This is a genomic window from Proteus faecis, from assembly GCF_003144395.1.
GTDB classification, from domain to species: domain Bacteria; phylum Pseudomonadota; class Gammaproteobacteria; order Enterobacterales; family Enterobacteriaceae; genus Proteus; species Proteus faecis.
The window spans coordinates 47,480-74,137 of record NZ_PENZ01000017.1 but is presented as its reverse complement, the minus strand read 5'-3'; the positions used below and the strand labels follow the sequence as shown (position 1 = coordinate 74,137).

27 protein-coding genes are annotated in these 26,658 nt (G+C 38.5%); 8 read left to right on the top strand and 19 right to left on the bottom strand.

All coding sequences use genetic code 11. From position 1 onward, the window contains the following. Window positions 1–85: 85 nt before the first annotated feature. Window positions 86–526: a MarR family winged helix-turn-helix transcriptional regulator gene (locus tag DK858_RS04695; protein WP_109396410.1), complete on the top strand. Its 441-nt coding sequence runs from the start codon at window positions 86–88 to the stop codon at window positions 524–526. 2 nt (window positions 527–528) lie between these two features. Here the strand turns inward: DK858_RS04695 and DK858_RS04690 are convergent, their stop codons facing one another. From DK858_RS04690 to zipA, 4 genes are all read right to left on the bottom strand, one after another. Beyond that, on the bottom strand, window positions 529–744 hold the full coding sequence (locus DK858_RS04690) for a DUF3820 family protein (RefSeq protein WP_109396409.1): 216 nt from the start codon (window positions 742–744) through the stop codon (window positions 529–531). Window positions 745–914: 170 nt separating this feature from the next. Next, window positions 915–2,099, bottom strand: a complete 1,185-nt coding sequence (locus DK858_RS04685) for a NupC/NupG family nucleoside CNT transporter (RefSeq protein WP_109396408.1) — start codon at window positions 2,097–2,099, stop codon at window positions 915–917. A 228-nt stretch (window positions 2,100–2,327) separates the two neighbouring features. Continuing rightward, a complete protein-coding gene (gene ligA / locus DK858_RS04680; protein ID WP_109396407.1) occupies window positions 2,328–4,355 on the bottom strand; it encodes an NAD-dependent DNA ligase LigA in 2,028 nt (675 codons plus the stop codon). 182 nt (window positions 4,356–4,537) lie between these two features. Continuing rightward, window positions 4,538–5,563, bottom strand: coding sequence for a cell division protein ZipA (gene zipA / locus DK858_RS04675; protein WP_196544229.1), 1,026 nt, complete (start codon window positions 5,561–5,563; stop codon window positions 4,538–4,540). Window positions 5,564–5,789: 226 nt separating this feature from the next. Here zipA and cysZ point away from each other — a divergent pair, with 226 nt between their 5' ends. Continuing rightward, complete coding sequence (gene cysZ, locus DK858_RS04670; RefSeq protein WP_109396405.1) at window positions 5,790–6,560, top strand: sulfate transporter CysZ; 771 nt, start codon at window positions 5,790–5,792, stop codon at window positions 6,558–6,560. A gap of 115 nt (window positions 6,561–6,675) precedes the next feature. Here cysZ and DK858_RS18255 read toward each other — a convergent pair whose 3' ends face one another. Both DK858_RS18255 and DK858_RS18250 read right to left on the bottom strand, forming a co-directional pair. Next, window positions 6,676–6,930 carry a hypothetical protein gene (locus tag DK858_RS18255; RefSeq protein WP_228407176.1) on the bottom strand — a complete coding sequence of 85 codons (255 nt, stop codon included), beginning with the start codon at window positions 6,928–6,930 and terminating at the stop codon, window positions 6,676–6,678. Between the two features lie 6 nt (window positions 6,931–6,936). After that, a complete protein-coding gene (locus tag DK858_RS18250; protein WP_228407175.1) occupies window positions 6,937–7,206 on the bottom strand; it encodes a hypothetical protein in 270 nt (89 codons plus the stop codon). 235 nt (window positions 7,207–7,441) lie between these two features. On the opposite strand from DK858_RS18250, the gene cysK reads away from it, so the two are divergent. The 4 genes from cysK (at window position 7,442) to crr (ending at window position 11,406) form a co-directional block, all read left to right on the top strand. Then, a complete protein-coding gene (gene cysK, locus DK858_RS04660) occupies window positions 7,442–8,395 on the top strand; it encodes a cysteine synthase A (protein WP_109396404.1) in 954 nt (317 codons plus the stop codon). Between the two features lie 329 nt (window positions 8,396–8,724). Continuing rightward, window positions 8,725–8,982 (top strand): phosphocarrier protein Hpr, encoded by a 258-nt coding sequence (gene ptsH, locus DK858_RS04655; RefSeq protein ID WP_109396403.1) that lies wholly within the window; start codon window positions 8,725–8,727, stop codon window positions 8,980–8,982. Between the two features lie 137 nt (window positions 8,983–9,119). Beyond that, window positions 9,120–10,847, top strand: coding sequence for a phosphoenolpyruvate-protein phosphotransferase PtsI (gene ptsI / locus DK858_RS04650; protein ID WP_109396402.1), 1,728 nt, complete (start codon window positions 9,120–9,122; stop codon window positions 10,845–10,847). A 49-nt stretch (window positions 10,848–10,896) separates the two neighbouring features. Continuing rightward, window positions 10,897–11,406 carry a PTS glucose transporter subunit IIA gene (crr, locus tag DK858_RS04645; RefSeq protein ID WP_036935451.1) on the top strand — a complete coding sequence of 170 codons (510 nt, stop codon included), beginning with the start codon at window positions 10,897–10,899 and terminating at the stop codon, window positions 11,404–11,406. A 243-nt stretch (window positions 11,407–11,649) separates the two neighbouring features. Here crr and cysM read toward each other — a convergent pair whose 3' ends face one another. The 8 genes from cysM to DK858_RS04605 all read right to left on the bottom strand — a co-directional run bounded on the left by cysM (window position 11,650) and on the right by DK858_RS04605 (window position 19,186). Further along, window positions 11,650–12,531, bottom strand: a complete 882-nt coding sequence (gene cysM / locus DK858_RS04640) for a cysteine synthase CysM (RefSeq protein ID WP_109396401.1) — start codon at window positions 12,529–12,531, stop codon at window positions 11,650–11,652. 177 nt (window positions 12,532–12,708) lie between these two features. Further along, complete coding sequence (gene cysA / locus DK858_RS04635; protein WP_109396400.1) at window positions 12,709–13,797, bottom strand: sulfate/thiosulfate ABC transporter ATP-binding protein CysA; 1,089 nt, start codon at window positions 13,795–13,797, stop codon at window positions 12,709–12,711. Window positions 13,798–13,829: 32 nt separating this feature from the next. After that, on the bottom strand, window positions 13,830–14,672 hold the full coding sequence (gene cysW / locus DK858_RS04630; protein ID WP_109396399.1) for a sulfate/thiosulfate ABC transporter permease CysW: 843 nt from the start codon (window positions 14,670–14,672) through the stop codon (window positions 13,830–13,832). Further along, the gene (gene cysT, locus DK858_RS04625; RefSeq protein ID WP_109396398.1) at window positions 14,672–15,505 is read right to left on the bottom strand and encodes a sulfate/thiosulfate ABC transporter permease CysT; all 834 of its coding nucleotides are present in this window, start codon (window positions 15,503–15,505) and stop codon (window positions 14,672–14,674) included. The genes cysW and cysT overlap by 1 nt, the downstream gene beginning before the upstream one ends. Beyond that, window positions 15,505–16,524, bottom strand: coding sequence for a thiosulfate ABC transporter substrate-binding protein CysP (cysP, locus tag DK858_RS04620; RefSeq protein ID WP_109396397.1), 1,020 nt, complete (start codon window positions 16,522–16,524; stop codon window positions 15,505–15,507). Before cysP ends, cysT begins: the two co-directional genes overlap by 1 nt. A 254-nt stretch (window positions 16,525–16,778) precedes the next feature. Beyond that, window positions 16,779–17,675: a Dyp-type peroxidase gene (locus DK858_RS04615; RefSeq protein ID WP_109396396.1), complete on the bottom strand. Its 897-nt coding sequence runs from the start codon at window positions 17,673–17,675 to the stop codon at window positions 16,779–16,781. 135 nt (window positions 17,676–17,810) lie between these two features. Next, entirely contained in the window at window positions 17,811–18,413 is a 603-nt protein-coding gene (locus tag DK858_RS04610) for an RpoE-regulated lipoprotein (protein ID WP_228407173.1), read from the bottom strand. A 335-nt stretch (window positions 18,414–18,748) separates the two neighbouring features. Continuing rightward, a complete protein-coding gene (locus tag DK858_RS04605) occupies window positions 18,749–19,186 on the bottom strand; it encodes a GNAT family acetyltransferase (RefSeq protein WP_072063231.1) in 438 nt (145 codons plus the stop codon). Window positions 19,187–19,319: 133 nt separating this feature from the next. On the opposite strand from DK858_RS04605, the gene hemF reads away from it, so the two are divergent. After that, on the top strand, window positions 19,320–20,228 hold the full coding sequence (gene hemF, locus DK858_RS04600) for an oxygen-dependent coproporphyrinogen oxidase (protein ID WP_109396395.1): 909 nt from the start codon (window positions 19,320–19,322) through the stop codon (window positions 20,226–20,228). A gap of 93 nt (window positions 20,229–20,321) precedes the next feature. Here hemF and DK858_RS04595 read toward each other — a convergent pair whose 3' ends face one another. Further along, complete coding sequence (locus tag DK858_RS04595) at window positions 20,322–20,669, bottom strand: hypothetical protein (RefSeq protein WP_228407171.1); 348 nt, start codon at window positions 20,667–20,669, stop codon at window positions 20,322–20,324. Window positions 20,670–20,957: 288 nt separating this feature from the next. On the opposite strand from DK858_RS04595, the gene DK858_RS04590 reads away from it, so the two are divergent. After that, a complete protein-coding gene (locus DK858_RS04590) occupies window positions 20,958–21,872 on the top strand; it encodes a Gfo/Idh/MocA family protein (RefSeq protein ID WP_109396394.1) in 915 nt (304 codons plus the stop codon). Between the two features lie 70 nt (window positions 21,873–21,942). On the opposite strand, the gene der is transcribed toward DK858_RS04590, so the two are convergent. From der to hisS, 4 genes are all read right to left on the bottom strand, one after another. Then, entirely contained in the window at window positions 21,943–23,433 is a 1,491-nt protein-coding gene (gene der, locus DK858_RS04585) for a ribosome biogenesis GTPase Der (RefSeq protein WP_109396393.1), read from the bottom strand. 119 nt (window positions 23,434–23,552) lie between these two features. After that, entirely contained in the window at window positions 23,553–24,725 is a 1,173-nt protein-coding gene (gene bamB / locus DK858_RS04580; RefSeq protein ID WP_109396392.1) for an outer membrane protein assembly factor BamB, read from the bottom strand. A gap of 14 nt (window positions 24,726–24,739) precedes the next feature. Then, entirely contained in the window at window positions 24,740–25,360 is a 621-nt protein-coding gene (locus tag DK858_RS04575) for a YfgM family protein (RefSeq protein WP_109396391.1), read from the bottom strand. 10 nt (window positions 25,361–25,370) lie between these two features. Then, a complete protein-coding gene (gene hisS / locus DK858_RS04570) occupies window positions 25,371–26,654 on the bottom strand; it encodes a histidine--tRNA ligase (RefSeq protein WP_109396390.1) in 1,284 nt (427 codons plus the stop codon). Window positions 26,655–26,658 lie beyond the last annotated feature (4 nt).

The following is a 26,658-nucleotide window of genomic DNA, read 5'->3' as shown; positions in this document are numbered from 1 at the left end:
TTGGTTAATCAATATAAAGTTTATTCGCAGTGAATGACCTGATAATATTAACTTTAGTTAATATTATTCATGAGGTGGCGTAGCTATGGAAAAGTGTGAATTAGAAAATGCATTGTCATTATTACAATGTACATTAGTCGCACAGCGAACTCGTTATACCCCAGAGCAAGTCACGTGGAGTCAATATGATATTTTAGAATTATTACGCTTACGAGGTGACTTAACCCCTTCTCAATTGAGTGATTCTTTAGCTATTTCAAGGCAAAATTTGTCGAAATTTATGCGGGGATTAAAATCCTTAGGATTTATTGCACAAAATCGTTCTGAAAAAGATAAGCGTGAATTTATTACCCATTTAACTGATGAGGGGCGCGCTTTTTTAGCAAGAGCAGCATTAGGTCGAAAACAAAATGCAGAAAAAATAAGTGAATGTTTAACGCTCGGAGAACAAACATTATTTATTGAATTAAGTCAGAAAATTATTAATGCATTAACACCTGAAAAATCAGGTATAGATAATAATTAACATTACCGCTTTAATGGCTTTAATAACCCTTCTAAACCTTCAATCTTAATTACTAAGGTCATCTCCATTAGTTGACCAAGCTTACCTTCAGGAAACTCGCCTTTCTTTGCAAACCACAATAAATACTCTTCCGGTAAATCAACCAGCATACGCCCTTTGTACTTGCCAAATGGCATTTGTGTGTTTGCTATATCGATAAGGTGCTGTTTCTCTAACATGTTCTCTACCACATTGTCATCGAAGGAATGGAGTTAATTATAGGGTAATTTAATGATAAAAAAAGCAGTACCAAAAGGTACTGCTTAATTTTCTATTACTTGCTTAACAAGTGATGCAGTTTACATTGTTATTTTATTCACATGCTACCTATCTATTTTATCTTTCGAGATTAAACAAACAGACCTGCGATAGCTGCGGATAAAAAGCTTACTAATGTAGAACCAAACAGTAATTTTAAACCGAAACGAGAAACAACGTTTCCTTGTACTTCGTTTAAACCTTTAATCGCACCTGCAACAATCCCGATTGAAGAGAAGTTAGCAAATGAAACTAAGAATACAGATAAGATACCAACAGAACGTGGTGAAATTTCAGCCGCAATATCTTGTAAGCTACCCATTGCAACAAATTCGTTAGACACCAGTTTAGTTGCCATAACACTACCAACACGTAATGCATCTTGCTCTGGAACACCAATAACCCATGCTAATGGATAGAAAACATAGCCTAAGCAATCTTGGAAACTAATACCAAAAATCATACTGAAAATCGCATTTACTGCAGCGATTAATGCAATAAAACCAATCAGCATTGCAGCAACGATTAATGCAACTTTGAAACCAGCTAAGATGTATTCACCTAACATTTCAAAGAAGCTTTGGCCTTCATGCAGATTCCCCATTTGGATGTCTTCTTCATTTTCAACAGAGTATGGGTTAATCACAGAAAGGACGATAAAAGTACTGAACATATTCAGTACTAGAGCAGCAACGACATATTTTGGCTCTAACATTGTCATGTATGCACCAACAATCGACATTGATACTGTCGACATTGCTGTTGCCGCCATTGTGTACATACGACGCTGAGACATTTTGCCTAATACATCTTTATAGGCAATAAAGTTCTCTGATTGACCGAGAACCAGTGAGCTCACTGCGTTGAATGATTCCAGTTTCCCCATACCGTTCACTTTAGAAAGCACTGTACCGATAATACGGATCACGAAAGGTAATACTTTGATATGTTGGAGAATACCAATTAATGCAGAAATAAAGATAATTGGACATAAAACATTCAGGAAGAAGAATGCTAAGCCACCTTTCATCATGCCACCGAATACAAACTCAGTACCTTGTGCGGCATAACCTAATAAGTGATCAAATAATCCAGCGAATCCACGAACAAAACCTTCACCAACATCAGAGTTGAGGAAGAACCATGCTAATGCGATTTCAATAACTAATAACTGCACAATATAACGCAGACGGATCCCTTTGCGGTTGTTACTCGCAACGAATGCTAATGCGCCAATAACGGCGAGTGCTAAAACGAAGTGAATGATAGAAGACATGCATGCTCCAAAAATAAAAATAAATCTTGTAGAGCATTTTATGTAACGCGTAACATTAGGATGTGATTTTTGTCACAATACCATGAAACCACATACACACTAATTGTTAAATAAGATAGGTTGATCACACTTTTAAAGTTACTTAAAGAACATTAAATGTAAATTTAGCTTAAGTGAAAAATGCTACTAGGACGGTTTCCCAGTAGCATTTATTAAATAATAGAATGATTATTTCGATTGTTCAAGTAATCGTATCATCTCATCTTCATCGATAACAGTTATCCCTAATTCATTAGCTTTCACTAACTTAGAGCCAGCTGCTTCACCCGCAATCACCATATCAGTTTTTTTAGAAACACTTCCACTCACTTTTGCACCTAACGCGACTAATCTATCTTTTGCTTCATCACGGGTTAACTGTGAAAGTGAGCCAGTTAACACGACGGTTTTACCTGCAAAAGGATTTTCACCCACTTCATGAGTCACAATAATAGGTGCTTGCCAAGTAATACCAGCATCATTGATCAATTGATCAATAACCGTTCGATTGTGTTCCTCTTGGAAGAAATTAACGACATGTTTAGCCACGACATCCCCCACATCGGGGACTAATTTTAGCGCTTCAACATCCGCATTTCGTAATGCATCAAGAGTTGAGAAATGTGTTGTCAATCCACTTGCAGTTGCTTCACCAACTTCACGAATACCAAGAGCATAAATAAAACGCGCAAATGTCGTCGATTTAGCCTTGTCTAAAGCAGTGATCAATTTTTTAGCTGATTTTTCACCCATTCGCTCTAAACCCGATAGGATTTTTTCATCTAAACGAAACAGATCCGCTGGCGTTTTGACATATTCTTTCTCAACCAGTTGGTCGATAATTTTATCGCCCATTCCATCCACATCCATAGCTCGACGTGAAACAAAATGTTTAAGCGCTTCTTTACGTTGCGCTCCACAAATTAAGCCACCTGTACAGCGAGCAACTGCCTCACCTTCAATACGCTCAACATCAGAATCACAAATCGGACAATGTGTCGGAAAGACAATTTCTTGAGCATCATTAGGGCGCTTTTCTTCAATCACACTAACAACCTGAGGAATAACATCACCTGCTCGGCGAATAACTACCGTATCACCAATGCGTATCCCTAAGCGTTCAATTTCATCAGCATTGTGTAATGTTGCATTACTCACGACAACACCTGCAACTTGAACAGGTTCTAAACGTGCAACAGGTGTAATAGCACCAGTGCGCCCTACTTGGAATTCAACATCTTTAATGATTGTCATTTGCTCTTGAGCTTGGAATTTATAAGCAATGGCCCAACGTGGCGCTCTTGATACAAAACCGAGCTCTTCTTGCAGTGCAATATCATCAACTTTGATAACAACACCATCAATATCAAAACCTAAATTAGGGCGAACCTCTTCTACGTGGTGATAAAAATCAAGTACTGCCTTGCTACCTGTGCAAAGTTTTACAGCGTCACTAACGGGCAATCCCCATTTTTTAAATTGTTGTAGACGCGCATAGTGGCTTGTTGGTAATTCTCCACCTTCGAGTACCCCAACACCATAACAGAAAAAGGTTAATGGACGTTTTGCTGTAATTCGGGGATCGAGCTGTCTTAATGATCCAGCAGCAGCATTACGAGGGTTAGCAAAAACTTTTCCACCTGTGCGACGAGCTTCCTCATTTAAATATTCAAACCCTTTTTCATTCATAAAGACTTCACCACGAATTTCAATACGAGCAGGAATATTTTCGCCATATAAGCGTAGTGGAATGGCTTTTATCGTTCTCACATTCTCAGTGATATTTTCCCCTGTTGTACCATCACCACGCGTTGCAGCTTGCACTAATATTCCATTTTCATAAAGTAAACTGACTGCCAATCCATCTAATTTTAATTCACAGCAGAAAGTGATCTCTTCACTATTTTTCAAACGCTCACGTAAGCGCTTATCAAAAGCCAGATAGCTCGTTTCATCAAAAGCATTATCTAAGGAGAGCATCGGAATTTCATGTCTCACTTGCTCAAATGCCGTTAGAGGTAAGGCACCAACTCGCTGTGTAGGCGAATCAGAGGTAATTAATTCGGGATATTCAGCTTCTAATGCTTTTAGCTCATTCATTAAGCGATCGTATTCAGCATCAGGTATTTCAGGAGCATCCATGACATGATAGAGATATTCATGGTGACGTAGAGTAACGCGAAGTTTATCAATTTTTTGTTGAGTGTTTTTATTCATGATTATCACCAAAGAAGAAAAACCCCCGCAAGCGGGGGTATTTTTACAGATATATACTCTAAATAATTCGAAGTGCAGCTAGGCGACAAGTAAATGAATCGCTAGGAGCATACATCAGTATGTGACTAGTGCGAATGAACGTAGTCAACAACGCTGCAACTTGAAGTATGACGAGTATAAAGCTATTGATTTAGATCCAACGTCCTGCGAATTCTAGATTTATAAAGCTCAATTTTTTGTGGCGTTAAGAGTTTACGTTCATCATCCAGCACAACACCACCTACATCAGATGCGATACGTTGAGCTGTAAGTAACATCAATTTAAAGTTTTGGTTAGCATCACCATAAGATGGCACCATCATAAACATTGATACACCAGGTGTCGTCAATTCCGCCATTGTATCAATGTTAAATGTTCCCGGTTTCACCATATTCGCTAAACTAAACAACACAGGCCCATTAGCTGTTGGATTAAGATGACGATGGAAAATATTCATTTCACCAAACTGGAATCCAGCTTGAATGATACTTTGCATTAACACTTCACCATCCAGCATTTGACCATGATGTGCACTTACGTTTAGAACAATAACCAGCTCTTTCTCTGCTTCTGATGCTTGCGGAGCTGATTCTACTATTGACTCTTCAGCAGGAGCATGATGCGAAACCTCAGGTTCAACAGGAGTCACATGAGCCGCTGTCTCTGAAATTGAAGGCTCAAAGCCTGCGGATGGGTTTTCTGTATTAACGTGTGATTTTATTTCACTCGCAACATCAACCGCAGGAGCTTGTTTGGGCTCATCTCTAACAATAGGTGCAGGCTCTTTTTCAATAACATCAAAAACACCAAGAGTGGGCTCTTGCTGTAATGAAGTATCGTGAGAGTTCCCTTTTGTTTGGGTTTCAGACATTAATGGATCACTATCTACCACTGAAATCTCAGGTTCATGTAGAGGCGCCGATTTTATCGGTGGCTCACTCTCCCGCTTTTCAGTAGAGGATAAAGTTGATGTTTGATGACTAACCTCAGCGTATTGTGGTTCGTCATCGTTCTCATCTGACTGATAATTCTGTTTCTGACGTTTTACTGGGCGATTACGGAAAAGCTTAGAACGCTCTTTTCGACCAATCCATAAGCCGTGTAATAACAAAGCTATGATTAAAATCGCACCAACAACGATTAATATCAGACGCAAATTTTGCTGCATCATTTCTATCTCTGTTGTCTTGAGGTTTAATAGCCACGTTGGCAAATATTACTTTTTACTAAGAGTATTTGCCAATGCTCATAAGTGCAAGCCAATACTTAATTTTCTTGTCACAAAGATACACACATCAATCTCTTATGCACATTTTTTAGACAATTCATGACTAGTAAGGCTGATTATCTCCCTATATGATACTAGCTTGCCCTCATTGGAGAGAATAGGAAGTATGACAAATTTGACAGAAACGAATAAAAATTTAAATGGATTTCATTATTTTGCTCTTGGTTGGCGTTTAATTACACGCAAAGGGCTGAAACGTTTTGTTATCTTACCCCTACTAGCCAATATTATTATTCTCGGAAGCGCCTTTTGGTGGTTATATGGTCAAATTGGTGGCATGGTTAATTGGATGATGGAAAAAGTGCCTGATTGGTTACAGTGGTTAAGTTATTTAATCTGGCCATTATCCGTTATTTTTATCTTATTAGTGTTTACTTATTTCTTTAGTACCTTAGCCAATATTATTGCTTCTCCGTTTAATGGATTATTGGCTGAAAAATTAGAAGGCCAAATAACTGGCATTGCCCCACCAGATACAGGTGTTACAGGTATATTGAAAGATGTTCCGCGTATTTTAAAACGTGAGCTAACTAAAATAGCTTATTATTTACCTCGCGCGATTGTCTTGTTATTACTCTATTTTATTCCTGCTATCGGACAAACCGTAGCCCCTATTTTATGGTTTGCTTTTGGTGCTTGGATGATGGCAATTCAATACAATGACTTTCCATTTGATAATCATAAAATTTCATTTGCAGCGATGAAATCTTCGCTTAAACAGGATAAATGGAATAACCTTCAATTTGGTATGGTTATTAATATTTTTACCATGATCCCTATTCTAAATTTAGTCATCATGCCCGTTGCAATTTGTGGAGCAACCGCAATGTGGTGCGATCGTTATCGTAAACAGCATGTGCAAGATGGGCAGTGGTAAGCCTAACTAATTTGGCAACATCTCGATAAATACAAAAAACCCCGTTTTATTTAGGCGGGGTTTTATTTTATACGTTTTCAGTAGCATGATTTGGCTTACTTTGTTATTAACCAAACTACTCAATTAATGAACGAATATAATCTTTGGTTTCTTCCCTATCCATCGGTTCACGCTCATTAATCCCCATCTCAAAGATATTTAATGCGCTATCTAGTTTTTCAATAATCTCTTCATCATCTCGAATGCAGAGAATATAAGCATTTTCAAACGAAGTGAGATCGACCAATCGTAACCCTTTTTCTGTTAAAAAGTGGTTAATATATTCCAAATAAGGTAGTTCATAAGGCAACATATAAGGATCTACACTCACTTCATCTCAATCAATATTTTCAATTTGAGATAAAATCAACGCACTCGGTGATTCAGGCAAAGAGATATGCTCTAATGATTTAAGATCAGGAATATCACCAAAGTATTCTGTCCACTCCACATAGTCCATTAATCCTTGAGCTGAGAGCGATTCATATAGCCAATTAAGAACATCTTCTTGAGCATCTGACTCAGGTAAATTTTCACGCAAAGCTTGCGCATCTAATTCAGGCACGGCGAGTTCAAGCACACTAATCAACTCTTCAATGGTTTCCATTATGACCCCTGTATCTACAGTAAATGTGGTTAAAAAATAGATTATCAGCCATCAATATACTGTACATCTCTTGATTTATTAATTTGTGAATTGTCTCACTGACTCTTGATTAGAACCTTTTGGAATAAAAAGATAAAAAGTTATAAGTATATTCATAAAGTTTATTTCCATCTTTAGCTTGATGGCGTATGGTAATTTCATCTGACCTTATAAAAATCATGTACCGAGGATAAAAATGAGCAAGACTTTCGAAGACAACTCGCAAACTATTGGGCACACACCTTTAATTCGCTTAAAGCATTTCGGAAATGGCAACATTCTGGCTAAAGTGGAATCACGTAACCCAAGCTTCAGTGTAAAATGCCGTATCGGTGCCAACATGATTTGGGATGCAGAAAAGAAAGGCATTCTTAAAGAAGGTGTTGAACTTGTAGAACCAACCAGTGGTAATACAGGGATTGCTCTGGCTTATGTTGCAGCGGCTCGTGGCTATAAACTCACACTGACGATGCCAGATACCATGAGTGTAGAACGTCGTAAATTACTCAAAGCATTAGGTGCTAATTTAGTGCTGACTGAAGGCGCAAAAGGCATGAAAGGTGCCATTGATAAGGCCAATGAAATTCGCGATAGTGATCCTAAGCGTTACCTTTTACTACAACAATTTAGTAATCCAGCTAACCCTGAAATTCATGAAAAAACCACAGGCCCTGAAATCTGGAATGATACTGATGGGGAAGTAGGTGCTGTTATTGCTGGCGTCGGCACTGGTGGCACAATTACAGGTATTGGTCGCTATTTGAAAAAGACACAAGGTAAAGCAGTAACAATGGTTGCTGTTGAACCAGCAGATTCCCCTGTTATAACTCAAGCTCTAGCGGGTGAAGAAATTAAACCTGGCCCACATAAAATTCAAGGCATCGGAGCAGGCTTTATTCCTGAAAACCTAGATTTATCGTTACTGGATCGTGTTATTCAAATCACTAACGACGAAGCCTTTGACACTGCTCGTGAACTGATGACTAAAGAAGGTATTCTCGCAGGGATTTCTTCAGGCGCGGCTATTGCGGCAGCAGTAAAACTTGCAAAAGAGCCTGAATTTGCAAATAAAGAAATTGTAGTTATTTTACCTTCTTCAGGTGAACGTTATTTAAGTACACCACTTTTTGCTGACATTTCTGACAGCTAAATCGCGTCACTCAATTGTAAAATATTTATTAAAAAAGCACCTTAATGGTGCTTTTTTTGTGGTAGAGATCAAAGTTTGTCATCCAGACAGGTGATTTATTTCTTTGAGTTTAGTATTTAATCAATTAATTATTTCGAAGGTCGAAATTAATCAGAAAATAACCGAGATGAGAAAACGAACTCTTTTATCTTTCTGAACACTATTTTTATCAGATGACGCTTTACGACTTAATATTATCTGATATTGCTACGCAAAGCAGGACAAATTCATCTACACTTACTAAGTCCTGACTTAATGTGAACAATTGAGTTATAAAAGGAAAATATCCTATGTACCAGCAAGAAGTTACTATTACAGCACCAAACGGCTTACATACTCGTCCTGCGGCACAATTTGTAAAAGAAGCCAAAACATTTTCTTCTGATATCACGCTTACCTCTAGCGGTAAATCTGCCAGCGCTAAGAGCCTTTTCAAATTACAAACTTTAGGCTTAACTCAAGGTACTGTTGTGACTATCTCTGCTGAAGGCGAAGATGAAAAACAAGCCGTTGAAGCATTGGTAAAATTAATGGCGGAATTAGAATAATTCGCGATTAATTATTAACACAGTATTCATTCCCCTGAAACTATTCAGGGGAGTTAATTTCAATGATGATTTTAAAACAACAGTATTTTGCAATCCTATTCTTTTAAGATTATCACCAGCAAGTCGTAGGATAAATTATGATTTCAGGAATTTTAGCATCACCCGGTATCGCATTTGGTCAGACCCTTCTCCTCAAAGAAGAACCAATCATTATTAGCCAACGTAAGATCCAAAGTGATGAAATTGAGGATCAAATCGAACGCTTTAAAGACGGCCGTAATAAATCTGCACAACAACTAGAAATTATTAAAGAACGTGCTGAAAAGAACCTTGGTGCAGATAAAGCCGAAATCTTTGAAGGCCATATCATGTTGCTAGAAGATGAAGAGTTAGAACAAGAAATTGTTGCTCTCATCAAAAGTGATAAAAAAACCGCTGAAGCCGCTGTTCAATCAGTTATTGAAGATCAAGCAACTGCATTAGAAGCGTTAGATGACGAATATCTAAAAGAGCGTGCGGCTGACGTTCGTGATATTGGTAAACGCTTAATGCGCAATATCTTAGAGATGCCAATTATCGATCTAAGTGCTATCTCAGAAAAAGTTATTTTAGTTGCAACAGACCTTACCCCTTCTGAAACTGCTCAATTAAGCTTAGACAACGTATTAGGTTTTATCACTGACTTAGGTGGCAGAACATCTCACACCTCTATCATGGCTCGTTCATTAGAAATTCCAGCTATCGTGGGAACATCTAATGCGACACAAACCATTAAAAAAGACGATTATCTTGTTCTTGATGCGATTAATAACAAAATCATTATTAATCCATCAGATGAGGAACTCGAAACATTAAAAGCTATCAAAGACGAGTACCTGCACGAAAAAGAAGAGTTAGCAAAACTCAAAGACCTGCCTGCTATTACGCTTGATGGGCATCAAGTCGAAGTTTGCGCTAATATTGGTACAGTTCGAGATGTTGCTGGTGCTGAACGTAACGGTGCTGAAGGTGTTGGTCTGTATCGTACTGAATTTTTATTTATGGATAGAGACTCTTTACCAACAGAAGAGGAACAATTCCAAGCCTATAAAGCGGTAGCCGAAGCAGTAGGAAGTCCTGCGGTCATTATTCGTACTATGGATATTGGTGGTGATAAAGACTTACCTTACATGAACCTACCAAAAGAAGAGAACCCATTCTTAGGCTGGCGTGCAATTCGTATTTGTCTTGACCGTAAAGAGATCCTTCATCCACAATTACGTGCTATCTTAAGAGCATCTGCTTTTGGTAAACTACGTATTATGTTTCCAATGATTATCTCTGTTGAAGAGATCCGTGCATTGAAAGCAGAACTTGAAATACTAAAAAGCCAGCTTCGTGAAGAAAAGAAAGCTTTTGATGAATCTATTGAGGTCGGTGTGATGGTAGAAACCCCAGCCGCAGCAGTGATGGCTCGTCATATGGCAAAAGAAGTTGACTTTTTTAGTATTGGGACTAACGATCTAACACAATATACTCTGGCTGTAGACCGTGGAAATGAGCTGATATCTCATCTATATAATCCAATGTCACCTGCAGTACTCAACCTGATAAAACAGGTCATTGATGCATCACATGCTGAAGGTAAATGGACTGGAATGTGTGGTGAACTTGCTGGCGATGAACGAGCAACATTGCTCCTTCTCGGCATGGGATTAGATGAGTTTAGTATGAGTGCTATTTCAATTCCTCGCATCAAAAAAGTGATTCGTAACGCGAATTACGATGATGCAAGAGCGCTAGCAGAGCAAGCACTTGCTCAGCCAACTGCAAAAGAATTGATGGACTTAGTAGAAACTTTTACTAAAGAAAAGACACTGTGCTAATCACATTAGCCAGAGCCCGGTCCCAACTACAATAATTAGGAGAAGATTCATGGGTCTGTTTGATAAATTAAAATCACTGGTTTCAGAGGAAAAGAAAGGCAGTGGCACGATTGATATTGTTGCACCACTTTCTGGTGAAATCGTCAATATCGAAGATGTTCCTGATGTTGTTTTCGCTGAAAAAATCGTAGGTGACGGTATTGCTATCAAACCTGCTGGTAATAAAATTGTTGCGCCAGTTGATGGTACTATCGGTAAAATTTTCGAGACTAACCATGCTTTCTCTATTGAGTCTGACAACGGTATCGAGTTATTTGTCCACTTCGGTATCGACACTGTTGAACTGAAAGGTGAAGGGTTTAAACGTATCGCTGAAGAAGGTCAGCAAGTAAAAGTAGGTGATACTATTTTAGAGTTTGACTTGGCTGTATTAGAAGAAAAAGCAAAATCAGTTCTAACACCGGTTGTTATCTCTAATATGGATGAAATTCAAGGTTTAACCAAAATGACAGGCCCAGTTACTGTTGGTGAAACCGTTATTATTCAGATTAAAAAATAATCTTCTGTGATATTCTCTATTGAAACCGCCACCAATAATGTGGCGGTTTTTTTATATTCAAAAATCCAAGACCGAAGACCCAAAATACGCTAATTCATTCGACGATGTTCTTACTCTAAATAATTCAAGGTGTAGCTAAGCGACAAGTGAACGAGTCGCTAAGAGCATACACAAGTATGTGGCTAGTGCGAATGAACGCAGTCAACAACGCTACAACTTGAAGTGTGACGAGTATTAGTAAAGTTAGCCAAAAACGCCTGTTGATAAATAACGATCACCTCTATCACAAATAATTGCAACAATCACCGCTCCTGGGTTCTCCTTTGCAACGCGCAAAGCGCCAGCGACAGCCCCTCCTGAGCTTACACCACAGAAGATACCCTCCTGACTGGCTAAAAGGCGCATCGTTGATTCTGCTTCTGTTTGTGACATATCTATCACACTATCCACCAGCTCTTTTTTAAAGATACCGGGTAAATAAGCAGGAGACCAACGACGAATCCCCGGAATTTGACTTTTTTCTTCCGGCTGAAGACCTATCACTTGCACACTATCAGATTGTGTTTTTAAGTAACTGCCCACACCCGTAATTGTCCCCGTTGTTCCCATACTCGAAACAAAATGTGTAATACGGCCTTGTGTTTGTTGCCAAATTTCAGGGCCAGTAGAAATAAAATGCGCTCTTGGATTATCTGAATTATTAAATTGGTCTAATACCTTACCTTCACCTTGTCGTTCCATCTGTTGTGCGAGATCTCGCGCACCTTCCATACCAACTTCACGACTCACTAAAATCAATTCTGCGCCATAAGCTTGCATAGAAGCTTGACGCTCTTTACTCATATTCTCAGGCATTAACAACTTTAAACGGTAACCTTTTACCGCTGCAATCATCGCTAAGGCAATCCCTGTATTACCACTAGTTGCTTCAATTAGCGTATCACCTGGTTTTATTTCACCACGTAATTCGGCTTGTTCAATCATTGATAATGCAGCTCTGTCTTTTACTGAACCTGCGGGATTATTACCTTCAAGTTTAACCCAGATTTCAGCGTCCACCTCTTGTGTAAGTCGTTGTAGTTTTACTAATGGTGTATTACCAATAAATTGTTCTAACCCTGCCACAATAAGTTCCTGCTCATTTATTTGTCTGTACTAATGAAGAAATCACATTTAACTTATTAACGCAATAATATTAATGTAATTCGATAAGTCTCTTCGCTTTCATAGAAACCAAAACACCCACGCCAGAAATGAGCATGGGTGAAAAATAGTGAAATTAGCGATAGATTAATAATGAAATTAAGCGGTATAAGCCAACGATACCGTATTTAAGGGTGTATTCCCCGTATATAAGCGAGCTTGGGCACCTCCCATATAATAGGTATTCCCTTTTGTTGGTGCCGAAGAAGCATCATTCCAAACCGCTGTAATAGGTGTTTCACTCCATTCTAATGGTTGTAAAATTAACTGCCAATAATGCCCTTTAGGAGATACCTCAATAACCCTAACCGGTAATCGGCAAACACTATTAGCATGTACACTTAATGCAATTTCCCAAGGACGTAAAAACACATCGACTGAACCTTGATAAAGCGGTGTCACAGATAATGGCAAGTGATATCCCCCAATCTGTAATTGAGCGCCATTAATTTCACCTTTTAGATGATTCACATCACCTAAAAATTCTAAAACAAAGCGACTCTTTGGTGATTGCCATACTTCTTGAGGTGTTCCTACTTGCTCTATTTTACCATTTCCCATAATCACAATGCGATCAGCCACTTCCATTGCTTCTTGTTGATCATGCGTGACAAAGACACTGGTAAATTTAAGCTCTTCATGCAATTCACGTAACCAACGACGCAATTCTGTTCTTACTTTTGCATCTAAAGCGCCAAAAGGTTCATCAAGTAATAAAATTTGAGGTTCAACAGCCAAAGCTCTTGCTAAAGCCACGCGCTGTTTTTGCCCCCCAGATAATTGTGCTGGATAACGTTGCGCTAAATGAGGCAATTGGATCATCTCTAACAACTGCTGCACTTTTTTATGAATTGCTTCTTTGTTCGGGCGCTCTCGTCGAGGTAATACCGTTAAACCAAAAGCAATATTCTCAAATACAGTCATATGGCGAAATAGTGCATAGTGCTGAAAAACAAAGCCAACTTTGCGATCTCTCGCATGTAATTGGCTAACATCCAGTCCTTCGAAACGAATACTTCCTTGGGTTTGATGTTCCAGACCGGCAATAATACGCAAGAGTGTTGTTTTACCTGATCCTGAAGGCCCTAATAGTGCCACCATTTCACCGGAAGCCACATCGAGGGTGACATCATGCAACACTTCAGTGCGATCAAAATATTTTGTGACACTATTAATTTCAATACTCATATTTTGCCTCTACTTTGTGTAAATAATGATGTTCATTGCTGACGGGCCAAATGCCATTGCAAAGCACTTTTAAACATTAAGGTAAAAATTGCCATCATCGCGAGTAATGCGGCCGCAGTAAATGCACCAACAGTATTGTAATCTTGATGCAGTAACTCAACTTGTAACGGTAGTGAATAAGTTTCACCACGAATAGCCCCAGATACCACAGACACTGCACCAAATTCACCGATAGCTCTGGCATTGGTTAATACCACGCCATATAACAGTGCCCAGCGAATATTTGGTAATGTCACTCGCCAAAACATCTTCCAGCCACTTGCACCTAATAACACAGCAGCTTCATCTTCTTGGCTACCTTGGCTCATCATCACCGGCACTAGCTCTCTCACTACAAAAGGGCAAGTGACAAATACCGTAACTAATACCATTCCAGGCCATGAGAACATCAGTTGGATATCAAATTGTGATAGCCACTGCCCAGCCCAGCCATTGCTACCGTAAAAAAGCAGATAGAGTAATCCAGCAACAACAGGAGACACAGCAAATGGAATGTCAATCAATGTCATTAATAACTGACGCCCCGGAAAACGAAAACGCGTAACAAGCCATGCCATACTGACACCGAACAACATATTGACAGGTACAGTGATTAACGCGATAAGTACGGTTAACCAGACAGCATGTAACATATCACTGTCTAATAAGTTCTCACTAAATACTTCAACGCCTTTTGAAAACGCGGTCATAAAGATCCACGCAATAGGCACAACCAAAAATAAAATGGATAACACAACACCTGTAAGGATTAATCCCCACTTTATCCAATCAATTTGGCGACGATATACCGAGCGTTGTTGCATAATATCTGACATCAATGCCCCCTCAACCGTTGACCAAATCGGCTTTGTAATCCATTAATTGAAAACAGTAAGACTAATGAAACAAGTAAAATCACAGAAGCAACAGCACTTGCCGCAGGATAATCAAATTCTTGCAATCGAATAAAAATCATCAAAGAAACGACTTCCGTTTGCCATGCAATATTACCAGCAATAAAAATAACGGCGCCAAACTCGCCTAAACTGCGCGTAAAAGAGAGCGCAGTTCCCGCTATTAGTGCTGGTGATAACTCAGGTAATACAACCTTACGAAAAGTCTGCCAACGACTTGCTCCTAATGTTTCAGCCGCTTCTTCATACTCAGGGCCTAACTCTTCAAGAACTGGCTGAACAGTTCTTACGACAAAAGGTAAACTGGTAAAAGCCATAGCAACGGCAATACCAATCCATGTATTAATGACTTTGATATCAAATTTATCCAATACAAAACCGTACCAGCCTTGTGTTGAAAAAAGTGTTGCGAGTGTCAAACCAGCAACAGCCGTAGGTAAAGCAAAAGGTAAATCCATTAAGCCATCAAGTAGTTGTCTTCCCGGAAAACGGTAACGAGTAATGATCCACGCAAGCAACATACCGAAAATAGCATTAAAAATACTGGCAACAGCTGCTGCTAATAACGTGACTTTATAAGCGGCCACAATTTGAGGATGCGTTATCACCGCCCAATATTGGGACCAACTCATATCAGAAAGTTGCACAACCAGCGCACTCATTGGTAGCAGTAAGATCAAGCAGGTATAAAACAGTGTTCCACCTAAACTTAATCCAAATCCCGGTAATACCCGTTTACTGGTTGCGGTAAACATTATTGACGTCCTTGCGCTAACAATTTATCAAGCATGCCATCGGTCGTGAAATGTGTTTTCATCACGTTATTCCAGTCACCAAACACCTCTTCAACCGTAAATAGTGACGTTGTTGGAAACTGTGCTACTTTTTTAGCCATAACGGCCTTATCATTTACGCGATAATTAAATTGTGTGATGATCTCTTGTGCTTTAGGGCTGTATAAATAATTTAGATAGGCTTTTGCCAGCGCTTCGGTGTCGTTACGTTGAACATTTTTATCAATCCAAGCGACGGGAAACTCCGCTAAAATATCAACAGGTGGCACAATAACTTGATATTCATCTTCACCATATTGTTGACGAATATTATTAACTTCAGATTCAAAACTGATCAGAACATCTCCAAGCCCACGTTCAATAAAAGAAGTTGTTGCGCCACGACCGCCTGTATCAAAGACCTCAACATTTTTGAGGAATTTTTTCATCGCTTCTTGTGTTTTCTCATCGTTACCATAAGCTTTTTCAAAAGCCCCCCACGCCGCTAAATAGGTATAACGACCATTACCTGAGGTTTTGGGATTAGGGAAAACAACTTTGACATCGTCACGCGTTAAATCTTCCCATGAAGTAATGTTTTTGGGATTTCCTTTACGTACTAAATACGCCATGGTGGAATAATAAGGCGAGCTATTATTAGGAAGACGTTGTTGCCAATCAGCCGGAATTAATTTGCCTTTATCATGCAAAATTTGCACATCAGTAACTTGGTTATAGGTCACTACATCTGCAGGTAAACCTTGCAATATTGCAAGTGCTTGCTTAGAAGAGCCTGCATGTGATTGTTTGATGGTGACTTTATCATCAGGATGTTGAGCATCCCACTGTGCTTTAAAATCGCTATTTAGCTGTGTGAATAGCTCTCTTGCGATATCGTAAGAGCTATTAAGTAATTGAGCCGCCCCTGCATAACTACTAACAACCAAAGATAATGCGGCGGTTGCTTGTAATGCAAAGGTTTTGATTGTGTTTTTCTTCATCAAAAGTACCCATCATTGTAAGTTTTATTCTAATGGTTACTCTATCGACTTTATTTATAACAGTGTAGTTAGCTTTTGTTATTTGATATAACCACAAGTTATTAAAAATAAATAAAACTCAGGCTAATTAATTAAATTTGCATCAATTACTATGTAATTTAAAAATACTATGTAATCTGAAAAAGAAAAGACAAAAATGCCCGCTTTCAACGCGGGCATTTCATTAATAAAACATATGTAACACTAGATAATGATTACAATGCATTTAATACTTCATAAGAAGGTGCGAAGTAATAACTCCCTGTTACAGGCTTACTCATACGTAATAGGTCGTCATGTTTGCCGTCTAATTCACCAAACATGCTTAATAATTGCTGCTCGATGTTATATAAACGACCACAATAAGCTAAGAAATATAAACCATGTTTACCGCTTGCAGTACCATAAGGTAGGCTGTGACGTAAAATCGCTAACTCTTCACCGTCTTCTTCAATCACAACACGAGAAACGTGAGATGTCACATTACGCTCAGACTCATCAAGCTCAACACTGTCTTTTTTAGTACGACCAATCATTTTTTCTTGGTCTGATTCACTAAAACGAGCCCATTTTTTCAGGTTATGCTCATAGCGTTGAACTAAAACATAGCTACCACCAGCATCAACACCATCATTAATTAATGCAACGCCATAACGTTCATCATCTTGTGGGTTTTCTGTACCATCAATGAAACCACTTAAATCGCGCTCTTCTATCCAACGGAAACCATGAATTTCTTCTTCAACTTTAATTGCATCACCAAAAGCAGCAATTGCAGCTTGAGCTAGCGAAAAATTCACATCATGACGCATAGATTGAATATGAATAAGGAGGTCGCGTTGTGTTGCAGGCGCTAAACCTTTACCTAAAGGACGAAAAGGTTTCAGCTCTGGAGCGCTATTTTCATCGGAAAGTTTTTTCCACAAATCAGATCCAAATGCAACAACTGCGCCTAGTGATGCATCAGGAAATTGCTTTTGTAAATCAGATAATGATTGCATGAATTTCTGGCACCCTTCACGCAGAGCTTCTAATTCACCTACGACCATTGCTTCGATAAAAAGACCAAATTTACTATGTGCGACTAAAATGCCACTTTGTGCATGAGACATATTGCTTTCCTAATCAATAATCAAAACACCCAGAATGATGTTGATTATATCGAATATTTTTTCCTGAATATTTGCCTTTTAACAAAAATCGGACAGTCTGGTTATAAACTATTCCTTATTTTATAAGGAATAGCGTTAACGCGATTTATTAAGCCAAATAATTTGCGTTAATGTCCAGTTAGATAAAACTTCATCAGGTGGCATTAATCCGTCGGGACCATCCCATTGGCCACTAAAGACATAACTTACCGATTTAGCTTCTGCAGATTGGCACAAAATGGTTCTCTGCTTTTCATCTTTAGGACCTTTGCTACACGCACCAAATGCTTTCTTATAAATATCTTTAAATGGTGTACCTATCGTTATACCCCAATCAGTCATTGCCTTGTCATCAAAGACTTCTATTTTTTCAACGGTACTTTTTTCTTTGCCATAGAAAGCCACTTGAACTTTATTATCTTTTAGTGCTTGTACTACAACAATAATGTCATTACCTTGCATCTCCATACCTTCACGGTAATTGAAGCGCCCACCTAACTCATTTTTTATTTCACTTTCTGTTATTTTTGTTGAGCGAGTGATATTTCCTAATCCATTATCAGAAACGGTTAATGTATCATTTGAGAACCAATTCATCGGATTTAGTGCAGAAAAAGACATTCCTCCCATGGATGAACAGCCACTTAATAGCAAAACACTTGTGCTTAAACACAAGGGTAACCAAAACTTAGGCATCATTTATTTCTCCGTTAAACTTTTTCGTCACGCATTAAAATAGATATTGAGGTTATTAAGCACACCTTATCTTACTCTTTGTATTGTCTCAAACATCAGGCTAAAACAGTCACAATAAGCCAGCATAACAAAATATATACTGATTTGATCTTAGATAACCACATGAAAAGAAAGCCTAGTTACGACCATCAACATAACATTTTGTTCCACAGAAAAAGCAATATCAGATTTTACACATAAAATAAGAAGTACAAACGTAAGAATAAAAACAAAGAGAAAGAGAGAAATATAAAATGAAGAGAAATAACCCCTAAAGATATCAGGGGTTTTAAACACAATTAAAGATCGAAATCCTGATCAACAATTAATCGCTTAGTATATGTTGTGCTTTCTTGGTTTTGATCTTCATACAATAACTTCTCAAACATACAAATTGTTGCATCATTTTCTTCTGGTACAACTAATGTAATTTGAGGGCATCCTTTCGCAATCAGCTTTTTCTCTAATCGAGAGATCAATGCATTCGCAATGCCTCTTCCTCGAAAGTCTGGATGAACAGCTAAATAGTATAAAGAGCCACGATGACCATCGTAGCCTCCCATCACAGTGCCTACAAGCTCACCTGACACTTCTGCTATCAAAAATAAATCGGGTGAGTGGTTTAATTTTCTTTCAATATCAATTTCAGGATCGTTATCAGGCGATATCAAATCGCAACGCTCCCAAAGTGTAATAATTGCCTCAAAATCATCTTGGCGAAATACACGTATTTCCATGGCTTTGCCCATTATTAGTCATATAAATCTGAATTTATTATCGCTTGTTTAGTTTATGAATCAACTTGAAAATGAGAACATAGACGATATGAAGTTCTATTTTTAATAAATATGATAAAAATTGTAGGTTATTATGAGTTTACCTGATATTCATCGCGTTAAAGAATTTTTCTTATCACTACAAGATACCATTTGCCACTCGCTTGAAAATATAGACCAAAAATCCACTTTTCAGCAAGATACCTGGGAAAGAAAAGAAGGTGGTGGTGGCCGTACTCGTGTTTTAACCAATGGTGCTCTTTTCGAACAAGCTGGCGTCAATTTTTCACATGTCTATGGCGACACCTTACCGAAATCAGCCACTGCTCATCGCCCCGAATTAGCAGGACGTCGCTTTCAAGCAATGGGGGTTTCATTAGTTATTCACCCTATTAATCCTTATATTCCGACTTCTCATGCCAATGTTCGTTTTTTTATTGCTGAAAAAGAAGGTGAGGATCCAGTTTGGTGGTTTGGTGGCGGCTTTGACTTAACACCTTATTATGGATTTGAAGAAGACGTTATTCATTGGCATAAAGTTGCTAAATCTGTTTGTGCTCCTTTTAGTGAAGATTATTACCCTCGTTATAAAAAATGGTGTGATGATTACTTTTATATTAAACACCGCAATGAACCTCGTGGTGTAGGTGGCCTTTTCTTTGATGATTTAAATACCCCAGATTTTGACCACTGTTTCGAGTTTGTCCAACACGTTGGACTTGGTTATCTTGATGCCTATTTACCTATTGTTGAAAAACGCAAATCAATGCATTGGGGTGAACGAGAACGCCAGTTTCAACTCTATCGCCGTGGTCGCTATGTTGAATTCAATTTAGTGTGGGATAGAGGCACATTATTTGGTTTGCAAAGCGGTGGAAGAACAGAATCAATTTTAATGTCTATGCCACCTTTAGTCCGTTTTGAATATGATTACTCGCCAGAACCAAATACCCAAGAAGCAAAATTATACAGTGACTTCTTGATCCAAAAAGAGTGGGTGTAACATATTTAATTACTTTATTATTGATAAAGCCATATTAAAAATGTGGCTTTATTAGAATCAAACGAGAAGTTTAATAACAAATATTTTCTAAAATCAATTAAACAAAAAAGCCAGTAAACCTGTAACTTTATTTTTGTTTACCCACCCTTCTGCTCTCATACAGGTATTGAAATAGTCTTTACGTTTCCATTCATTAACATCAGAAGGAAGAGAGGCTCTTGCACCAGAATTCGGAATATCTTTACCATTTATACTAATAGGAGCAAAAGAAGGCTGGCTTGAAGCCACATATTTCTCTGGATATTGTGCTTTAGCTTCTTGCATACACATATGCTTAGCAATATCTAATGGTGATGGATTTGTGGTTTTTGCTTCCCATTTTTCAGGTGTTGTACAAGCAGAAAGCATAAAAATTGATGCAATGATGATCGTTTTTTTCAAAGTAATAGCTCATTAAGACGAATAAAAATCAATTGCATTTTAGCTGTTTTTTTAAAGAAATAATTAATTTTTTATGAAGTTTAATCCCATTGAAATGATAGTACTTTTACTCTTCAAATAATGTATCAGGGTAGCATTATCAGCGTTATTATAATCGGCATAGTCAATTTTTCTCAGCACCTTGCTGGTTTTGAAGTATTGTTTATGGAATAGCACGATAATATGAGTAACATTCCTACTTTTTACTTGTCTTAACTGATAACACATTGAAAAAATAAGAAGGTTATGATGGGAAAACTGCGTATTGGTATAGTTGGTTTAGGAGCAATTGCACAAAAAGTTTATCTGCCTATTTTAACTAAAGCGTCTAAGTGGGAATTGATAGGCGCATTTTCACCTAATCAGGAAAAAGGGAATATAATTTGTGCCGCTTATCGTATCCCTTTATTCACTAGTTTAAGTGCCTTAGCCCAACAGTGTGATGCGATATTTGTGCATAGCGCAACTTCAAGTCATTTTGAAGTCATAGAGTATTTATTAAATGCAGGTGTACATGTTTATGTTGATAAACCTTTAACAGAACATATTCACCAATCTGAGGCATTGATTGAACTTGCTGCTAAAAAAAATAAAAAACTCATGGTAGGTTTTAATCGTCGTTTTGCGCCTTTTTATCACGCTTTAAAACAGAATATTACCCACCTTTCTTCTTTAAGAATTGATAAACATCGATGCGATAGTGTCGGCCCTAAAGAAACACGTTTTACCTTGCTTGATGACTATTTACATGTTGTTGATACAGCGCTTTGGTTAGCAGGTTCAAACGCTGAGTTATTAAGTGGTAGTATTATTCAAACAAAAGAAAATACACTGTTTTATGCAGAACACCATTTAAAAATCAACGATTGCTGGGTAACGACATCAATGCATAGAAAAGCAGGAAGCCAGCAAGAGCAGGTTATTGCCGTTAGTGAAGATGCAATCCACCAAATTACAAATATGAATTTATGGCGCAGTGAAAGCAGAAATAGACTCACTGAAAAACATCCAGGAAATTGGGAACCCATTTTATTACAACGGGGTTTTATTGGGGCTGTGGAACACTTTATTGAATGTGTGACGAATGATACAGAACCATCGACAAGTGGAGAACAAGCCATTGTTGCTCAACTCATGATAGAAAAAATGCTAGCTAATCAATAAATTCTAGGTATAAAAAAACTGAGTTCATTATAAGTTGAACTCAGTTTTTATGTTTGGATGCTAAATTAACTTATTTAGATTTCTTTAAGTGCGACATTAAACGCTTACGTTTACGCAATTGAGATTGTGTTAATTTATTTTTCTTATCCGCATAAGGGTTTTCACCCTCTTTAAATTGAATACGGATTGGCGTACCCATAACTTGCAAAGTACGACGGAAATAGTTCATCAAATAGCGCTTATAGCTATCTGGTAAATCAGTTACCTGATTACCATGGATAACCACAACAGGTGGATTATAACCACCAGCATGTGCATATTTCATTTTTACACGACGTCCGCGCACAATCGGTGGCTGATGATCATCTTCTGCCATTTTCATGATACGAGTTAGCATAGAAGTCCCGACACGACGGGTTGCACAGACATAAGCTTCTTGAATTGATTCAAAAAGATTACCCACGCCACTTCCATGTAATGCAGAAATAAAGTGAACACGTGCAAAGTCAACAAAGCCTAGTTTAAGATCAAGCATTGCTTTTACTTGTTCGCGATCGTCTTGTGTCATGCCATCCCATTTATTGACAGCAATAACTAATGAACGACCTGCATTCAGGATATAGCCTAATAATGAAAGATCCTGATCTGAAATACCTTCACGGGCATCAATAACCAGCAATGCAACGTTAGCGTCTTCAATGGCTTGTAATGTTTTGATAACAGAGAATTTTTCTACTGTTTCTTTTACTTTACCGCGTTTACGAACACCCGCAGTATCGATAATGATATATTCTTTCTCATCTCGTTCCATTGGGATATAAATACTGTCACGCGTTGTACCCGGCATATCGTAAACAACCACACGCTCTTCACCAAGCATACGGTTTGTCAGTGTTGATTTTCCAACATTAGGACGACCAACAATCGCCAATTTTACCGGTAATGTAGAAGGGTCAAAATCATCTTCTTCCTCTTCTAACGCCTGTGCTTGTTGTTCTGCTTCTAATGCAGCCCAATAAGCTGCATTCTCTTCTTCTTCCGTCAGCTCAACTTCTTCTTCCACCACTTTACCCGTAATTGGTAATAGCGCTTGTTCAATCAATTGAGCTACACCACGACCATGAGATGCCGCAATTGGGAAGATTTCACCTAATCCTAAAGAGTAAAAATCAGCTAATGCTGTATCAATATCAATACCGTCAGTTTTATTCGCAACTAAATACGTTTTTTTCTCAACACCACGAAGGTGTTTTGCAATACCTTGGTCTGCTGGCATCAACCCCGCGCGAGCATCAACTAAAAACAGTACGATATCGGCTTCTTGAATAGCCTGTAGCGATTGTGATGCCATATGCGTTTCAACGCCCTCTTCAGCACCATCAATACCGCCAGTATCAATAATAATAAATTCTTCGCCTTCTAACTCTGCTCGACCATATTTACGGTCACGGGTGAGGCCTGGAAAATCAGCAACTAATGCGTCTCTTGTGCGTGTTAGTCGATTAAATAACGTGGATTTACCCACGTTAGGGCGCCCTACTAAGGCAATAACGGGTATCATTTTTTGATGCCTCATAAAAATACAATCACAAACCTGATTGTATTTTACATGTAATTACTAAAAAGACGAAACGGCTCCTTTAAAGGAGCCGTAAAATAAATAGATTTGTCAGCAATTAATTACCGACTATAAAGATAAAGCTTACCGTCACGAGCTTGGATCATCAGTTTATCTTGTACCGCTTGAGGGCGGCTTAATAAACCTGAACTATTCACTTGGTTTTGTGCAATAAATTTACCTGTGTTGGTATCGATCCAATGGAGATAACCTTCTGCATCACCAACCACTAAATAACCATCAAAAATAGCAGGAGCAGTTAAATTACGATGCAATAAATCTTCTTGTGTCCATAATGTCACACCATCAGATTTACGCACAGATAAAACTCTATCATTTTGGTCAACGAGGTAAAGATTATCACCCAACAGCACCATATCATTGACTGAGCCTAAATCACGTTTCCAAAGAATTTGTCCCGAACGCATATCAAGGCTAACTAAATTACCGTTATATGCCATTGCATAAACAGTATTTTCATCAATAATCGGAGTGATATCCACATCATTTAATCGGCTAATTTCAGTAGAGCCTTTAATTTGTGAAATATTTTGTTGCCAAATCAATTGTCCTTGAGAAAGAACAACGGCACTAACGCGACCATTATCCGCACCAATAATCGCTGCGCCATAAGCGACAGCAGGAGCAGACTCGCCACGAAGAGATAATGATGGAGTGTCTAAGTTAATAGTCCAAGAAATCTCACCACTTAATAAGTCAAGTCCTTGCAACATGCCATTACTAGTATGAATAAGTACTAGACCATCACTAACAACAGGTTTTGAAATAGCTTCACCAGCAACATCTGTTTCCCAATCAATGGAGCCATCTTCAGTGTTCAGTGCATATACTTTCGCTTTTTCAGTTCCCACAAAAACGCGAGTGCCTGAAACTGTTAATCCACCAGAAAGTAATGCAGACTCATTGGATGAAAGAAAACCGGTTTTAATAGAGAGATCTTGCGACCAAAGCTCTTTACCTGTTTCTACATCTAATGCTTTAACTAAACCATGGCGATCAGCGACATAAATAACTGCGCTATCCCATGTTGGTGACAAGTGAGAATAGTATTTACCAATACCATTTCCAACTGATTTGTCCCAAACAGCTTTAGGTGTAAATTGGCTTTGCACCTCAGGCAATGGAGACATTGTCACATTGTCCTGTTCACTAGAACATCCTGCCAACAAAGCAGATGCTAGTAGACCAACCAGGAGAGTTTTACGCAGTTGCATGTCTGAAGATCCCTTTAATTGGATAAATTATTGAGTTTAAGTTCAACCAGTGAGCGAATAGCACCCGCATTTTCATCAGTTAACGCGCTACGATAAGCGGTTGCAGCACCTGCATTATCGCCTTTCTTCGCTAAGACATCACCACGGATATAATTTTTCATTCCATTCCATGCTTTGCCCTTCACTTGCTCTAACGAAACTAAAGCAGCATCTGTTTTATCTAATGCTAATTGTACGCGAGCTAAACGAAGATTAAGCATATCTGCAAATGCGTCATCTTTTACTTTTGCCACCGCATTAGTTAGATGACGTTCACCACTGACCAAATCATTAGCATCGATAGCAATTTGGGCTAATTCTAATGAAGCTAAAGCGCCATAAATATCATTAGTTTCAGCAACAAACTTTTCAGCTAATGCAATATTTTCAGGCGTAGGCTTAGCAAGTGCCTCACTGACTGTTGCAAAAGCACCTGCACTTTCTTGCAGGCGATTTGTTTGGTGTGATTGCCAATATTTCCAACCAAATACACCACCAAAACCAATAACTGCGGCTAAAACAATAGTTAAACCGTAGTTTTTAAAGAACTGCTTAATTGCATCAACTTGTTCGTTTTCGGTGCTATAAACTTCCACAAGTCTCTCCTTAACCTAATAACAGAGTCAATTGCTGAGCGAGGTCATTGCGAGCAACGATTGTTTGTTCCCCTGAACGCAAATCTTTCACTGCAACAGTGCCGGCATTAATTTCATCTTCGCCTAAAATCAAAGCAATTTTAGCGCCTTGTTTATCAGCACGTCCTAACTGCTTTTTAAAGTTACCATTACCATGATTCGTCATTAAACGTAATGTTGGTAATTGATCACGAATTTCTTCAGCCAGCATTAATGCTGCACTTTGGCTCTTTTCACCAAATGAAGCGAGATAAACATCAGCGACATTAGTATCTGCAACAAATTCAGGATTAACCGCTTGAACTAATAAGATCATGCGCTCCATCCCCATAGCAAAACCAACTGCTGGTGTCGGATGTCCACCAAGTTGCTTCACAAGCCCATCATAACGGCCACCCGCACACACTGTTCCTTGTGAACCTAATGCGCTAGTTACCCACTCAAAGACAGTACGGTTATAATAGTCTAACCCACGAACTAAACGCTGATTAACACGGTATGTAATACCGACAGCGTCCAATAAGGCACAAAGACCATCAAAATGCGCTCTTGATTCGTCATCAAGATAATCGAAAAGTTCAGGCGCATCATTCAATAAAGTCTGAATTTCTGGATTTTTTGAGTCTAAAACACGTAATGGGTTAGAATACATACGACGTTTGCAGTCTTCATCTAACTTATCGACATGCTGCTCTAAGAAAGCGACTAACGCTTCACGATATTTAGCGCGCGCTTCTAATGAACCAATAGAATTAAGTTCTAATGTTACATGATCTGCAATACCTAACGCTTTCCACCAGCGCGCAGTCAGCATAATTAATTCTGCATCAATATCAGGGCCTTGTAGGCCAAAGACCTCTGCACCTAACTGATGGAATTGGCGATAACGCCCTTTTTGAGGACGCTCATAACGAAACATTGGCCCTAAATACCATAAACGCTGTTCTTGATTATAAAGCAAACCATGCTCGATACCCGCACGAACACAACCTGCTGTATTTTCTGGGCGTAATGTCAGACTTTGGGCATCTTCACCACGATCGGTAAAAGTATACATTTCTTTTTCAACAACATCGGTCACTTCACCAATTGCTCGCTGAAATAGAGGGGTATGCTCTACGATAGGTGTTCTGATTTCACTAAAGCCGTAACCCGCTAAAATTTGTTTTAGCGTATTTTCAATTTTCTGCCATACACGAGTGTCAGCAGGTAGATAGTCGTTCATACCACGAATGGCTTGGATTTTTTGGGCCACTTTT